Annotated in this window: 15 protein-coding genes; 8 read left to right on the top strand and 7 right to left on the bottom strand. The window is 52.7% G+C overall.

From position 1 onward, the window contains the following. Window positions 1–2: 2 nt before the first annotated feature. The 3 genes from hycC to hycA form a co-directional block, all read right to left on the bottom strand. Complete coding sequence (gene hycC / locus AACU19_RS19705) at window positions 3–1,829, bottom strand: formate hydrogenlyase subunit 3 (RefSeq protein WP_001274427.1); 1,827 nt, start codon at window positions 1,827–1,829, stop codon at window positions 3–5. Further along, window positions 1,826–2,437 (bottom strand): formate hydrogenlyase subunit HycB, encoded by a 612-nt coding sequence (gene hycB / locus AACU19_RS19700; RefSeq protein WP_001079186.1) that lies wholly within the window; start codon window positions 2,435–2,437, stop codon window positions 1,826–1,828. The genes hycC and hycB overlap by 4 nt, the downstream gene beginning before the upstream one ends. 124 nt (window positions 2,438–2,561) lie before the next feature. After that, window positions 2,562–3,023 (bottom strand): formate hydrogenlyase regulator HycA, encoded by a 462-nt coding sequence (gene hycA / locus AACU19_RS19695; RefSeq protein WP_000158081.1) that lies wholly within the window; start codon window positions 3,021–3,023, stop codon window positions 2,562–2,564. Between the two features lie 211 nt (window positions 3,024–3,234). Here hycA and hypA point away from each other — a divergent pair, with 211 nt between their 5' ends. The 6 genes from hypA (at window position 3,235) to flhA (ending at window position 9,078) form a co-directional block, all read left to right on the top strand. Beyond that, window positions 3,235–3,585 (top strand): hydrogenase maturation nickel metallochaperone HypA, encoded by a 351-nt coding sequence (hypA, locus tag AACU19_RS19690; protein WP_001299100.1) that lies wholly within the window; start codon window positions 3,235–3,237, stop codon window positions 3,583–3,585. Window positions 3,586–3,588: 3 nt separating this feature from the next. Next, window positions 3,589–4,461 carry a hydrogenase nickel incorporation protein HypB gene (gene hypB / locus AACU19_RS19685; RefSeq protein WP_000337665.1) on the top strand — a complete coding sequence of 291 codons (873 nt, stop codon included), beginning with the start codon at window positions 3,589–3,591 and terminating at the stop codon, window positions 4,459–4,461. Continuing rightward, a complete protein-coding gene (gene hypC / locus AACU19_RS19680) occupies window positions 4,452–4,724 on the top strand; it encodes a hydrogenase 3 maturation protein HypC (protein ID WP_000334881.1) in 273 nt (90 codons plus the stop codon). Before hypB ends, hypC begins: the two co-directional genes overlap by 10 nt. After that, entirely contained in the window at window positions 4,724–5,845 is a 1,122-nt protein-coding gene (hypD, locus tag AACU19_RS19675) for a hydrogenase formation protein HypD (RefSeq protein ID WP_001212982.1), read from the top strand. Before hypC ends, hypD begins: the two co-directional genes overlap by 1 nt. After that, window positions 5,842–6,852, top strand: coding sequence for a hydrogenase maturation carbamoyl dehydratase HypE (gene hypE, locus AACU19_RS19670; protein WP_001059912.1), 1,011 nt, complete (start codon window positions 5,842–5,844; stop codon window positions 6,850–6,852). The genes hypD and hypE overlap by 4 nt, the downstream gene beginning before the upstream one ends. A gap of 147 nt (window positions 6,853–6,999) precedes the next feature. Beyond that, on the top strand, window positions 7,000–9,078 hold the full coding sequence (gene flhA / locus AACU19_RS19665) for a formate hydrogenlyase transcriptional activator FlhA (RefSeq protein ID WP_105278415.1): 2,079 nt from the start codon (window positions 7,000–7,002) through the stop codon (window positions 9,076–9,078). 38 nt (window positions 9,079–9,116) lie between these two features. On the opposite strand, the gene AACU19_RS19660 is transcribed toward flhA, so the two are convergent. Together AACU19_RS19660 and AACU19_RS19655 are read right to left on the bottom strand one after the other, a co-directional pair. Next, the gene (locus AACU19_RS19660; RefSeq protein ID WP_105272169.1) at window positions 9,117–9,470 is read right to left on the bottom strand and encodes a nitrous oxide-stimulated promoter family protein; all 354 of its coding nucleotides are present in this window, start codon (window positions 9,468–9,470) and stop codon (window positions 9,117–9,119) included. A 76-nt stretch (window positions 9,471–9,546) separates the two neighbouring features. Continuing rightward, window positions 9,547–9,681 (bottom strand): hypothetical protein, encoded by a 135-nt coding sequence (locus AACU19_RS19655; protein ID WP_000611932.1) that lies wholly within the window; start codon window positions 9,679–9,681, stop codon window positions 9,547–9,549. Between the two features lie 75 nt (window positions 9,682–9,756). Between AACU19_RS19655 and mutS the strand changes: the two genes are divergently transcribed. After that, complete coding sequence (gene mutS / locus AACU19_RS19650) at window positions 9,757–12,318, top strand: DNA mismatch repair protein MutS (protein ID WP_105267251.1); 2,562 nt, start codon at window positions 9,757–9,759, stop codon at window positions 12,316–12,318. A gap of 41 nt (window positions 12,319–12,359) precedes the next feature. Here the strand turns inward: mutS and AACU19_RS19645 are convergent, their stop codons facing one another. Beyond that, window positions 12,360–12,893: a hypothetical protein gene (locus AACU19_RS19645; RefSeq protein WP_105278414.1), complete on the bottom strand. Its 534-nt coding sequence runs from the start codon at window positions 12,891–12,893 to the stop codon at window positions 12,360–12,362. Window positions 12,894–12,985: 92 nt separating this feature from the next. Between AACU19_RS19645 and pphB the strand changes: the two genes are divergently transcribed. After that, window positions 12,986–13,642, top strand: coding sequence for a protein-serine/threonine phosphatase (gene pphB, locus AACU19_RS19640; protein ID WP_105278438.1), 657 nt, complete (start codon window positions 12,986–12,988; stop codon window positions 13,640–13,642). 42 nt (window positions 13,643–13,684) lie between these two features. Here pphB and AACU19_RS19635 read toward each other — a convergent pair whose 3' ends face one another. Then, a complete protein-coding gene (locus AACU19_RS19635; protein ID WP_105278413.1) occupies window positions 13,685–13,921 on the bottom strand; it encodes a non-oxidative hydroxyarylic acid decarboxylases subunit D in 237 nt (78 codons plus the stop codon). Window positions 13,922–13,923: the final 2 nt, after the last annotated feature.

Below are 13,923 nucleotides of genomic sequence, written 5' to 3'. Positions count from 1 at the left end.
TCTCAGGCTCCTCGTGAAACAATAATCACCACCAGCACCGCCAGTTCAACCAGCGCCATCCGGCGGAACAGCAACGCACTCCCCTCGCACTGCCAGCCTGGTACCAGCGACACCGGATTCAGCCATTTGCGCAGTTTCAGCACTGGCGCAAATGCCTGTTTCACCGGCATGGCAAAACCGTGAGCGGTAATCACCATTGATTTTTCATGGTCGTAGCCGCACACCCAGGCCGCGCCGCGGGAACGCGACGGCAAACGATCGCCTTTGCAAATCGCCATAATGATGAATGGCAGCAGCGGGCAGGCAATCAGCAGCAACGTGATCATTGGTTGAGAAACGGTTGTATTAGCAGGCTCCAGCGGCAGAGGTACGGCAGCAGACAACATCGGCAGCAGCCACGGCGCAGCAACACCGCCAATCACGCAGCAAATCGCCAGTGCCACTACGCTTACGCTCATCAGGAGCGGCGCACAGGTGGCGTTTTCGGCTTCTTTGGTACGCGGCGCGCCAAGGAAAGTAACGCCATAAACTTTCGCCATACACATCACTGCCAGTGCACCGGTAATTGCCAGCCCCACGGCGAGCAGCGGCCCGAGAAGACGGGCAACAAACGCGCCACTATTGCTCAGTTTGAAGAAGGATTGATAGATAACCCATTCCCCGGCAAAACCGTTCAGCGGTGGCAGCGCAGCCATTGCCATCAGCCCGACTAACATGGCGATGGAGATAACCGGCATTTTCTTGCCAATACCACCGAGTTTTTCGATATCGCGATGACCGGTACGGAACCAGACGCTCCCAGCCCCGAGGAACAGTACGCTCTTGAACAGGCTATGGTTAAGCAGATGGTACAGACCACCGACCAGGCCAAGGGCAATCAGCGCCGGTTGTTCAAGCGCGATACCCGTTACGCCAGCGCCCAGCCCCAGCAGGATGATGCCGATATTTTCCAGAGTGTGGTAAGCCAGCAAACGCTGAATGTTGTGCTCCATCAGCGCATACAGACCGCCGACGAACGCGGTGATCATGCCGAGTACCAGAAGTGCAATTCCCCACCACAGCGGCGCATTACCGCCCAGCAGAGACAGGGTTAAAATACCCAGCAGGCCAATTTTCATCACCACCGTGGAAAACAGCGCGGCAGCTGGCGCAGAGGCGTTAGCATGAGCCTGTGGCACCCAGCCGTGCAGCGGGATAATCCCGGCCAGCAGGCCAAAACCAATCACACCGAGCAGCCAGATATCGGAACCAAGCGGCAGCTGTTGCATGCGCATATCCAGCAGGCGCAGATCCAGCGTGCCGTAACGTTGCCACAGCAGCCAGCAAGCAATCGCCAGCAGCAAAGTGCCAAGACGCCCCAGCGCAAACCACAGTTTGCCCTCTTTGCTGTTGCTGGTGAGGAACACCGCACACAGGGCCATGATTTCTGCCATTACTACGAACATGCCCAGATTGCTGGCAATGACGGCACAGACGGCAGCAGCCATCAACATATTGATTTGCAAACCGTTGCATTTCACCTGCGCATGGCGATGCCAGTCAATGTTGTAAAGGCTGACAAACAGACCGCACAGGCCGAGGGTTATCAGCCAAATCGCATTAAGCGGAGAGATTTGCACATTGTAGCTTACCAGCGACAACGCGCCGCTCACGCCAACCGCGCCAGTCAGCACAGTGAAGCCTGCGGCTGCCGTATACAGGCTACCCACCGCGCCGCCAATTCCGGCAATCCAGCCGCTTAACGCCTTTTGAAAAGAAAAGAGAAATGCCAGAACAGCAGCAGCAACAAACCACGCCACGCCGCTATTGATCAGGGAAATTGCGCTCATTTAGCCTCTCCACTTTGAGCCTGCTGAAACAAGGTGAGATCGCCAAAGTCCGTGTTAAAGGTCAGCTCACGCTTACGCTTGCTGACGCGGGCGATATCGGTGTTATCCACCAGATGCAGGGCTTTGGTTGGGCACATCCGCACGCAGGCCGGACCTTGTTCATCAAAGCTACAGAGGTCACATTTGACGGCGATCGCGCGAATACCCGGCACCCAGTCAAGCAACGTGCTGACACGCGCCGGAGCAGGCGGTGCCGGTGGTGCTTTCGGGGTATTGGCGTTTGCCGGAATATCCAGCGGACGGCTGCCGGAAAATTCGATTGCGCCAAACGGGCAGGCGATGCCGCACAGTTTGCAGCTTACGCACAGGCTTTCATTCAGCTGCACTGCCCCATCAACGCGGGTGATAGCGTTAACCGGGCAGACCACCGCACAGGGTGCATCTTCACAGTGGTGACAGAGCTGCGGCGCAGATTCTTTTTCATTTAGCATCACTCGCAGGCGCGGCATTGATTGCAGGCCGTGCTGGCGATGCGTCTCTGAACAGGCGGCCTCACAGGTGTGGCAGCCGATACAGAGCGTGGAGTCAGCAATTACAAAACGATTCACCAGGCATTCCTCAGGTGATTGTCATTTTTGACGAAAACATGCCGATGAAATGTCATTTTCGACACTCATCGACACGCCCATCCCCAAACAGGCGTAACGCCTGCAAAACGGGCAAAGCCTCAGCTCATGCCGCCGGGCTTTGTCCCTTTACCAGTTGGCTTAAATTCACCGGTACATTGTTTTCAATGGCGGTGTATAAGCTGTCGTAAACACCAGCAATTTTTTCGAGATAGTGTTCCAGCACCTGTTCGCGATCGCGGATGTTGACCTTGCCATCTATCATTCCGTCAATGCTTAACTGAGCCTGCGCAATCCGCTGTTTTTCTTCACCCTCTTTCGTTTCGACGTAATACTCGATGGTGTGGCTGTTAAAGCCATCCGCCAGGGTGACGTAAATGCGAAAATGTTCAAAAAGGACGAAACAGAGTTCTTTGTCTGGCGCACAGCTCATGGCGTGATGCAGGCGCGCTTTCGATAACGTGATCCCCTGAACCAGCGAATTGCAGTAGAGATGCCACTGGTCCTGTAGGCGACGATGCCGCTGTGCGATGTAATCGGCTTTCTCGCTTATTTCCCAAATAGTCATTGTCAGGTTACCCGTTTAACAGAGATGCCAGCTTTAAGCATTTTCTGTGCCAACTTTTAATTTATTGTTATTAAAGCAATTTTTAAGCTAAAGATGAATTTCGTCGCCGTGTCGACGTGTCATTTCGACATCATCGACATTATTCACTTTAGGGATAATCAACACTGGCACAATTATTGCTTGTAGCTGGCAATAGTTAATGGGAGGCGATATGCACGAAATAACCCTCTGCCAACGGGCACTGGAATTGATCGAACAGCAGGCCGCAAAACACGGCGCAAAACGCGTAACTGGGGTCTGGCTCAAAATTGGCGCATTTTCTTGTGTCGAAACCAGCTCTCTTGCCTTTTGTTTTGATCTGGTTTGCCGCGGCAGCGTGGCGGAAGGTTGTAAACTGCACCTCGAAGAACAAGAGGCCGAATGCTGGTGTGAAACATGCCAACAGTATGTGACGCTACTGACTCAGCGCGTCCGGCGCTGTCCACAGTGTCATGGCGACATGCTACAAATTGTGGCAGACGACGGTTTACAGATTCGGCGGATAGAAATAGACCAGGAGTGAGCGATGTGTACAACATGCGGTTGCGGTGAAGGCAACCTGTATATCGAGGGTGATGAACATAACCCTCATTCCGCGTTTCGTAGCGCGCCATTTGCCCCGGCGGCACGCCCGAAGATGAAAATCACCGGCATTAAAGCGCCTGAATTTACCCCCAGCCAGACTGAAGAAGGCGACCTGCATTACGGTCATGGCGAAGCGGGCACTCACGCGCCGGGTATGAGCCAGCGCCGGATGCTGGAAGTCGAAATTGACGTGCTGGACAAAAACAACCGTCTGGCTGAACGCAACCGCGCGCGCTTTGCTGCCCGTAAGCAACTGGTGCTCAACCTGGTTTCCAGCCCTGGTTCCGGTAAAACCACCCTGCTGACGGAAACCTTAATGCGCCTGAAAGACAGCGTTCCGTGCGCAGTTATTGAAGGTGACCAGCAAACCGTGAACGATGCCGCGCGCATTCGCGCTACCGGCACACCAGCGATTCAGGTGAATACCGGTAAAGGCTGCCATCTTGACGCACAGATGATTGCCGACGCCGCGCCGCGCCTGCCACTGGACGATAACGGTATTCTGTTTATCGAAAACGTTGGCAACCTCGTATGTCCGGCGAGCTTCGATCTCGGTGAAAAACACAAAGTGGCGGTGCTTTCCGTTACCGAAGGTGAAGACAAACCGCTGAAATATCCACATATGTTTGCCGCCGCCTCGCTGATGCTGCTCAACAAAGTTGACCTGCTGCCGTATCTCAATTTCGACGTTGAGAAGTGCATCGCCTGCGCCCGCGAAGTCAATCCAGAAATTGAAATCATCCTTATTTCCGCCACCAGCGGCGAAGGGATGGACCAGTGGCTGAACTGGCTGGAGACACAGCGATGTGCATAGGCGTTCCCGGCCAGATCCGCACCATTGACGGCAACCAGGCGAAAGTCGACGTCTGCGGTATTCAACGCGACGTCGACCTAACGTTAGTCGGCAGCTGCGATGAAAACGGTCAGCCACGCGTGGGCCAGTGGGTACTGGTTCACGTTGGCTTTGCCATGAGCGTAATTAATGAAGCCGAAGCGCGCGACACCCTCGACGCCTTACAAAACATGTTTGACGTTGAGCCGGATGTCGGCGCGCTGTTGTATGGCGAGGAAAAATAATGCGTTTTGTTGATGAATATCGCGCGCCGGAACAGGTGATGCAGTTAATTGAGCATCTACGCGAACGTGCTTCACATCTCTCTTACACCGCTGAACGCCCTCTGCGGATTATGGAAGTGTGCGGCGGTCATACCCACGCCATTTTTAAATTCGGCCTCGACCAGTTACTGCCGGAAAACGTTGAGTTTATCCACGGTCCGGGTTGCCCGGTATGTGTACTGCCGATGGGAAGAATCGACACCTGCGTGGAGATTGCCAGCCATCCGGAAGTCATCTTCTGTACCTTTGGCGACGCCATGCGCGTACCAGGGAAACAGGGGTCGCTGTTACAGGCAAAAGCGCGCGGTGCCGATGTTCGCATCGTTTACTCGCCAATGGATGCGTTGAAACTGGCGCAGGAGAATCCAACTCGTAAAGTGGTGTTCTTCGGCTTAGGGTTTGAAACCACCATGCCGACGACGGCCATCACTCTGCAACAGGCGAAAGCCCGCGATGTGCAAAATTTTTACTTTTTCTGCCAGCATATTACGCTGATCCCAACGCTACGCAGTTTGCTGGAACAGCCGGATAACGGTATCGATGCGTTCCTCGCGCCGGGTCACGTCAGTATGGTTATCGGCACCGACGCCTATAATTTTATCGCCAGTGATTTTCATCGTCCTCTGGTGGTTGCTGGATTCGAACCGCTTGATCTACTACAAGGCGTGGTCATGCTGGTGGAGCAGAAAATAGCGGCCCACAGCAAGGTAGAAAATCAGTATCGGCGCGTGGTGCCGGATGCCGGTAACCTGCTGGCGCAACAGGCGATTGCGGATGTCTTCTGCGTCAACGGCGACAGCGAATGGCGTGGCTTAGGCGTGATTGAATCTTCTGGTGTACACCTGACGCCAGACTATCAACGATTTGACGCCGAAGCGCATTTCCGCCCGGCACCGCAGCAGGTTTGCGATGACCCGCGCGCGCGTTGTGGCGAAGTCTTGACGGGCAAATGTAAGCCGCATCAATGCCCGCTGTTTGGTAACACCTGTAATCCTCAAACCGCGTTTGGTGCGCTGATGGTTTCCTCCGAAGGAGCGTGCGCCGCGTGGTATCAGTATCGTCAGCAGGAGAGTGAAGCGTGAATAATATCCAACTCGCCCACGGTAGCGGCGGCCAGGCGATGCAGCAATTAATCAACAGCCTGTTTATGGAAGCCTTTGCCAACCCGTGGCTGGCAGAGCAGGAAGATCAGGCACGTCTTGATCTGGCGCAACTGGTGGCGGAAGGCGACCGTCTGGCGTTCTCCACCGACAGCTACGTCATCGACCCGCTGTTCTTTCCTGGTGGCAATATCGGCAAGCTGGCGATTTGTGGCACCGCGAATGACGTTGCGGTCAGTGGCGCTATTCCGCGCTATCTCTCTTGTGGCTTTATTCTCGAAGAGGGATTGCCGATGGAGACGCTAAAAGCCGTGGTGACCAGCATGGCAGAAACCGCCCGCGCGGCAGGCATTGCCATCGTTACTGGCGACACTAAAGTTGTGCAACGCGGCGCGGCAGATAAACTGTTTATCAACACCGCTGGCATGGGCGCGATCCCAGCGAATATTCACTGGGGCGCACAGACGCTAACCGCAGGCGATGTTCTGCTGGTGAGTGGAACTCTCGGCGACCACGGAGCAACTATTCTTAATCTGCGCGAGCAACTGGGGCTGGATGGCGAACTGGTCAGCGACTGCGCGGTGCTGACGCCGCTCATCCAGACGCTGCGTGATATTCCCGGTGTGAAGGCACTGCGTGACGCCACCCGTGGTGGAGTGAACGCGGTAGTTCATGAGTTCGCGGCAGCCTGTGGCTGTGGTATTGAAATTTCAGAAGCGGCACTGCCGGTTAAACCTGCCGTGCGCGGCGTTTGCGAACTGCTGGGGCTGGACGCCCTTAACTTTGCCAACGAAGGCAAACTGGTGATCGCCGTTGAACGCAACGCAGCAGAGCAAGTGCTGGCGGCGTTACATTCCCATCCACTGGGGAAAGACGCAGCGCTGATTGGTGAAGTGGTGGAACGTAAAGGTGTTCGTCTTGCCGGTCTGTATGGCGTGAAACGAACCCTCGATTTACCACACGCCGAACCGCTTCCGCGTATATGCTAATTAAGATCGTTGATAGTGATATTGCCGCTCCCCTAATACAACGCATCTGGGGATATTAAGCGGCATTATCATCATTCTCGATCTACTCTTTTCTTGTAGTAATTTTCTTTTAGCACCGCAGGTTGCGGTGCATTCCTGGATAGCAAAATGTCGTATACACCAATGAGCGATCTCGGACAACAAGGGCTGTTCGATATCACTCGTACGTTATTACAGCAGCCCGATTTGGCCTCACTGAGCGAGGCTCTTTCGCAACTGGTAAAGCAGTCTGCGCTGGCCGACAACGCCGCCATCGTGTTGTGGCAAGCGCAGACGCAACGTGCGTCGTACTATACGACGCGTAGCAGTAGCGGTCCGATTGCTTACGAAGATGAAACCGTACTGGCTCACGGGCCGATTAGGCGGATTTTATCGCGCCCGGATACCCTGCACTGTAACTATGCAGAATTTAGTGAAACCTGGCCGCAACTGGCCGCCGGTACACTTTACCCACAATTTGGACACTACTGCTTATTACCACTCGCCGCTGAAGGGCGGATTTTTGGTGGCTGTGAATTTACCCGTGTTGATGATCGTCCGTGGAGCGAAAAAGAGTTTTCACGCCTGCAAACCTTTACCCAAATTGTCTCAGTGGTTGCCGAGCAAATTCAAAGCCGGGTGAGTAACAATATCGACTATGACCTGCTTTGTCGTGAGCGGGATAATTTCCGCATCCTGGTGGCGATAACCAATGCGGTGTTATCACGACTGGATATGGACGAACTGGTGAGTGAAGTTGCCAAAGAGATCCACCATTATTTCAATATCGATGACATCAGCATTGTTCTGCGTAGTCATCGCAAACATAAGCTCAATATCTATTCCACGCACTATCTCGATAAACATCATCCTGCCCACGAACAGAGTGAAGTGGATGAAGCCGGAACCCTGACCGAACGGGTCTTTAAAAGCAAAGAGATGCTGCTGATTAACCTCCACGAGCGTGATTCGCTGGCACCTTATGAACGGATGCTGTTTGAAACCTGGGGGAATCAAATTCAAACGTTATGCCTGCTGCCATTGAAGTCGGGTAATACCATGCTCGGCGTATTGAAACTGGCACAGTGCGAAGAGAAAGTCTTCACCACCGCTAACCTGAATCTACTGCGCCAGATTGCCGAACGTGTGGCTATCGCCGTCGATAATGCCCTTGCCTACCAGGAAATTCATCGTTTGAAAGAGCGTCTTGTCGATGAGAACCTCGCCCTGACCGAACAACTGAATAACGTCGAGAGTGATTTTGGTGAAATCATCGGGCGCAGCGATGCCATGTATCGGGTGATGAAACAGGTCGAGATGGTGGCGCAAAGTGACAGTACCGTATTAATTCTTGGTGAAACTGGTACTGGTAAGGAACTGATTGCCAGAGCGATTCACAATCTGAGCGGACGTAATAGTCGGCGGATGGTAAAGATGAACTGCGCCGCAATGCCAGCCGGACTGCTGGAAAGCGACCTGTTTGGCCACGAACGTGGAGCTTTTACCGGTGCCAGCACACAGCGTATTGGCCGTTTCGAACTGGCGGATAAAAGCTCGCTGTTCCTTGATGAAGTGGGCGATATGCCACTGGAATTGCAACCGAAGTTGCTTCGCGTGCTGCAGGAACAAGAGTTTGAACGGCTTGGCAGTAATAAGATCATTCAGACAGATGTGCGATTGATCGCCGCAACCAACCGCGATCTACAAAAAATGGTCGCGGATCGTGAATTCCGTAGCGATCTTTACTACCGTCTGAACGTGTTCCCGATCCATTTACCGCCATTGCGTGAGCGGCCAGAAGATATCCCGTTGTTGGTTAAAGCGTTCACTCATAAAATTGCCCGCCGTATGGGGCGTAATATCGACAGTATTCCTGCCGAAACCCTTCGCGCCTTGTGTGATATGGAATGGCCTGGCAATGTGCGGGAACTGGAGAACGTGATTGAACGTGCGGTGTTACTGACACGCGGTAACGTGCTGCAACTTTCGTTACCCGATATTGCCCCAGCGACGCAAGTACAGCCTCCTGTTGAGAAAGAAGTCGCCCAGGAAGGGGAAGACGAATATCAGCTTATTGTCCGGGTGTTGAAAGAGACAAACGGTGTGGTAGCGGGGCCGAAAGGCGCGGCCCAACGTCTGGGGCTAAAACGCACCACACTGCTATCACGGATGAAACGACTGGGGATTGATAAATCGGCATTGGTTTAACTGCATGAGGTACCGGACAGATCTGCCTGTCCGGTATACTATTCACGAGGTTTTTTCGGGCGATATTTTTCTGGCAACTCCGGCACCGGACGCTTGTCATCAATGAGATGGCGTACGGTTAGGATCGGATGACGCCACAGCATGCGCGGCCCGGCCCAACGCATAATCTGTTTCATCTCTTCACGCTTTGCAGACTGGTAACAGTGCACCGGACACTGCTTACAGGCGGGTTTGTCTTCGCCGAACACACATTTATCCAGCCGTTTTTGCGCATAAGCAAACAATGCCTCGTAATGCGCCGGCTCCGCTGACGCCTGCGGGCATTTCGCTTGATAAAGATCGATCATTTTTTTAATCGTCAATTTTTCACGAGAGATACGCTTGCCGGACATGCTGCCTCCACCTCATTAAGATGCATTTATATTACAACTTAGTCTTAAAGGGCACTATGACTCTAAAGAAGAAGGATTATCCAACCGACACAATTTTGCGTACTTGTTTCATAAGCATCACGCAAAAGCTGCAAAACAGCATCTTTCCCGGAACCAACATCAAGAACTCGCCGTTCGCTTCTTCCCCTGAAATGATTAACTCCGGTATCATGTGCGCCTTATGTGATTACAACGAAAATAAAAACCATCACACCCCATTTAATATCAGGGAGCTGGACATAACCCCATGAGTGCAATAGAAAATTTTGACGCCCACACGCCAATGATGCAGCAGTATCTCAAGCTGAAAGCCCAGCATCCCGAGATCCTGCTGTTCTACCGGATGGGTGACTTTTACGAACTGTTTTATGACGACGCAAAACGTGCGTCACAACTGCTGGATATTTCACTGACCAAACGCGGCGCTTCAGCGGGCGAGCCGATCCCGATGGCGGGGATTCCCTACCATGCGGTGGAAAACTACCTCGCCAAACTGGTGAATCAGGGCGAGTCCGTTGCCATCTGCGAACAAATTGGCGATCCGGCGACCAGCAAAGGTCCGGTTGAGCGCAAAGTTGTGCGTATCGTTACGCCGGGCACCATCAGCGATGAAGCGCTGTTGCAGGAGCGTCAGGACAACCTGCTGGCGGCTATCTGGCAGGACAGCAAAGGATTCGGCTATGCGACGCTGGATATCAGTTCTGGTCGTTTTCGCCTGAGCGAACCGGCTGACCGCGAAACGATGGCGGCAGAACTGCAACGCACTAATCCGGCGGAACTGCTGTATGCAGAAGATTTTGCTGAAATGTCGTTAATTGAAGGTCGTCGCGGCTTGCGTCGTCGTCCGCTGTGGGAGTTTGAAATCGACACCGCGCGCCAGCAGTTGAATCTACAATTTGGCACTCGCGATCTGGTCGGTTTTGGCGTCGAGAACGCGCCGCGCGGACTTTGTGCCGCCGGTTGTCTGTTGCAGTATGCGAAAGATACTCAACGTACGACTCTGCCGCATATTCGTTCTATCACTATGGAACGTGAGCAGGACAGCATCATTATGGATGCCGCGACGCGTCGTAACCTGGAAATTACCCAGAACCTGGCGGGCGGTGCGGAAAACACGCTGGCTTCCGTGCTCGATTGCACTGTAACGCCGATGGGGAGTCGAATGCTGAAACGCTGGCTGCATATGCCAGTGCGCGATACCCGCGTGTTGCTTGAGCGCCAGCAAACTATTGGCGCATTGCAGGATTTCACCGCTGAGCTGCAGCCGGTACTGCGTCAGGTCGGCGACCTGGAACGTATTCTGGCACGTCTGGCTTTACGGACTGCCCGCCCACGCGATCTGGCCCGTATGCGTCACGCTTTCCAGCAACTGCCGGAGCTGCGTGCGCAGTTAGAAAATGTCGCTAGTGCACCGGTACAGGCGCTGCGTGAGAAAATGGGCGAGTTTGCAGAGCTGCGCGATCTGCTGGAGCGAGCAATCATCGACACACCGCCGGTGCTGGTACGCGACGGTGGTGTTATCGCATCAGGCTATAACGAAGAGCTGGATGAGTGGCGAGCGCTGGCTGACGGCGCGACAGATTATTTGGAGCGTCTGGAAGTTCGCGAGCGTGAACGTACCGGCCTGGACACGCTGAAAGTCGGCTTTAACGCGGTGCATGGTTATTACATTCAGATTAGCCGTGGACAAAGCCATCTGGCACCCATCAACTATATGCGTCGCCAGACGCTGAAAAACGCCGAACGCTACATTATTCCAGAGCTAAAAGAGTATGAAGACAAAGTACTCACCTCGAAAGGTAAAGCGCTGGCACTGGAAAAACAGCTTTATGAAGAGTTGTTCGACCTGTTGTTGCCGCATCTGGAAGCGTTGCAACAGAGCGCGAGCGCACTGGCAGAACTCGACGTACTGGTAAACCTGGCGGAACGGGCCTATACCCTGAACTACACCTGCCCGACCTTCATTGATAAACCGGGCATTCGCATTACCGAAGGTCGCCATCCGGTGGTTGAACAGGTACTGAATGAGCCGTTTATCGCTAACCCGCTGAACCTGTCGCCGCAGCGTCGCATGTTGATCATCACCGGTCCGAACATGGGCGGTAAAAGTACCTATATGCGCCAGACCGCACTGATTGCGCTGATGGCCTATATCGGCAGCTACGTACCGGCGCAAAAAGTCGAGATTGGCCCGATTGACCGTATCTTTACCCGTGTGGGCGCGGCTGACGATCTGGCATCCGGGCGTTCAACCTTTATGGTGGAGATGACCGAAACCGCCAATATTCTGCATAACGCCACGGAGTACAGCCTGGTGTTGATGGATGAGATTGGGCGCGGAACGTCCACTTACGATGGTCTGTCGCTGGCATGGGCGTGCGCTGAAAATCTGGCGAATAAGATTAAAGCGTTGACGTTGTTTGCTACCCACTATTTCGAGCTGACCCAGTTACCGGAGAAAATGGAAGGCGTCGCCAACGTGCATCTCGATGCACTGGAGCACGGCGACACGATCGCTTTTATGCACAGCGTTCAGGACGGTGCAGCGAGCAAAAGCTACGGTCTGGCGGTTGCTGCTCTGGCGGGCGTGCCAAAAGAGGTGATTAAGCGCGCACGGCAAAAACTGCGTGAGCTGGAAAGCATTTCGCCGAACGCCGCCGCTACGCAAGTGGATGGTACGCAAATGTCTTTGCTGTCAGTACCGGAAGAAACCTCGCCAGCGGTCGAAGCACTGGAAAATCTCGACCCGGATTCACTGACCCCACGTCAGGCGCTGGAATGGATTTATCGCTTAAAGAGTTTGGTGTAAACCTGACATGCCCGACGGCACAATGCCGTCGGGTTTATTCACTACTTTTTCGTTTGCACCCGGCAATACTGAGTCATCGCTTCTGGCATAGAGGGGGATTTCACTTTCACCTGATAATCAGGAAATGTCGTAAAGGTGATATCGTCATAATCAATAGACATTGGTGCGGTTTTCCGTACAGCTTCTGCTAATATCGCTTCTTGCTCTGGTGCTGAAGGGTAAAATACCTGTACGCTGTCAGGCACAATCTCTTCTTTTAACTTCGATTTTTCATGAGTAGCGATGATATCTATCTCATAACGGATAAAGGGAATTTTGGAGCCTTTTAAACGATAATATTGTGTCGAGTGGTAGCGTTTTTCACTTTCCCCAGAGTAAGTAACTTTCAGTATTCCCAAAAGGTTAAGTTGGTATGTTTCGTTATTCTCCGTCTGACTGAAATTCGCTGTACACTCAATTACATCACCTTCGGTTATAAGTTTTTCTAAACGTTTTATTTCTTCTATAGAAGCAGCTTGTATATTAGAGGTAAAAAAACAGAAAACTAACAGGAAAGCATAGAAATATCTCAGCATCTTAAAACATCCTTTTGTAATTTATTACTCCAGAGACTTCAACACCCTGGTTTGGTATAATAATACATTCATATAAATTTGAGTCTATGCAAATGTCTACCACTCGCTATCAAATAATTGATGCTCATAACTATCGACATATATGGGCCGTTGGTGATATTCATGGTGACTATCAATTATTACAATCCCGCCTCCACCAATTATCTTTTTGTCCCGAAACTGACTTGCTTATTTCTGTCGGCGATAACATTGATCGGGGGCCGGAGAGTCTTAACGTGCTACGCCTGTTAAACCAGCCCTGGTTTATCTCCGTCAAAGGCAACCACGAAGCGATGGCGCTTGATGCATTCGCGACTGGCGATGGTAATATGTGGTTAGCCAGCGGTGGTAACTGGTTTTTCGATTTAAATGATTCAGAGCAAAAAGAAGCTATAGATCTGTTGCTGAAATTTCATCACCTCCCACATATTATTGAAATCACTAACGACATAATAAAATATGTCATCGCACATGCGGATTATCCAGGTGATGAATATCAGTTTGGCAAAGAAATAGCAGAAAGCGAATTACTCTGGCCTGTTGATCGCGTACTGAAATCGCTCAAAGGCGAGTTACAGGAAATAAACGGTGCCGACTGCTTTATCTTCGGTCATATGATGTTTGATAACATCCAGACGTTCGCCAGCCAGGTATATATTGATACCGGATCGCCGGAAAGCGGGCGGCTGTCGTTTTATAAAATCAAATAACGTGGCCGGGTAAAGCAAAGCCTCTACCCGGCCCTTTTTTATTTAGCGCTTACCTTCCGCCAGCAGCGGCGGGATGCTCGGCACCAGCGGCGCGTCATCAATATCTTTCTGCGTCATGCGGAACGCTTCGGGATAATGTTCGCGGCTGGTGCGGCGCAGCGGTTCGGTATCGCGCCAGGTATAGAGGCAATGCTGGCACTGGTAGACCGTCCAGGCATCTTTTACCGGCGATTTCGCCATCACTTCAATCTGTTCATCGGCACAACGTGGACAAATCATCT

Source organism: Escherichia sp. MOD1-EC4550 (assembly GCF_963876935.1).
Lineage (GTDB): Bacteria > Pseudomonadota > Gammaproteobacteria > Enterobacterales > Enterobacteriaceae > Escherichia > Escherichia coli_F.
This window is presented reverse-complemented; position numbering and strand designations above follow the sequence as displayed.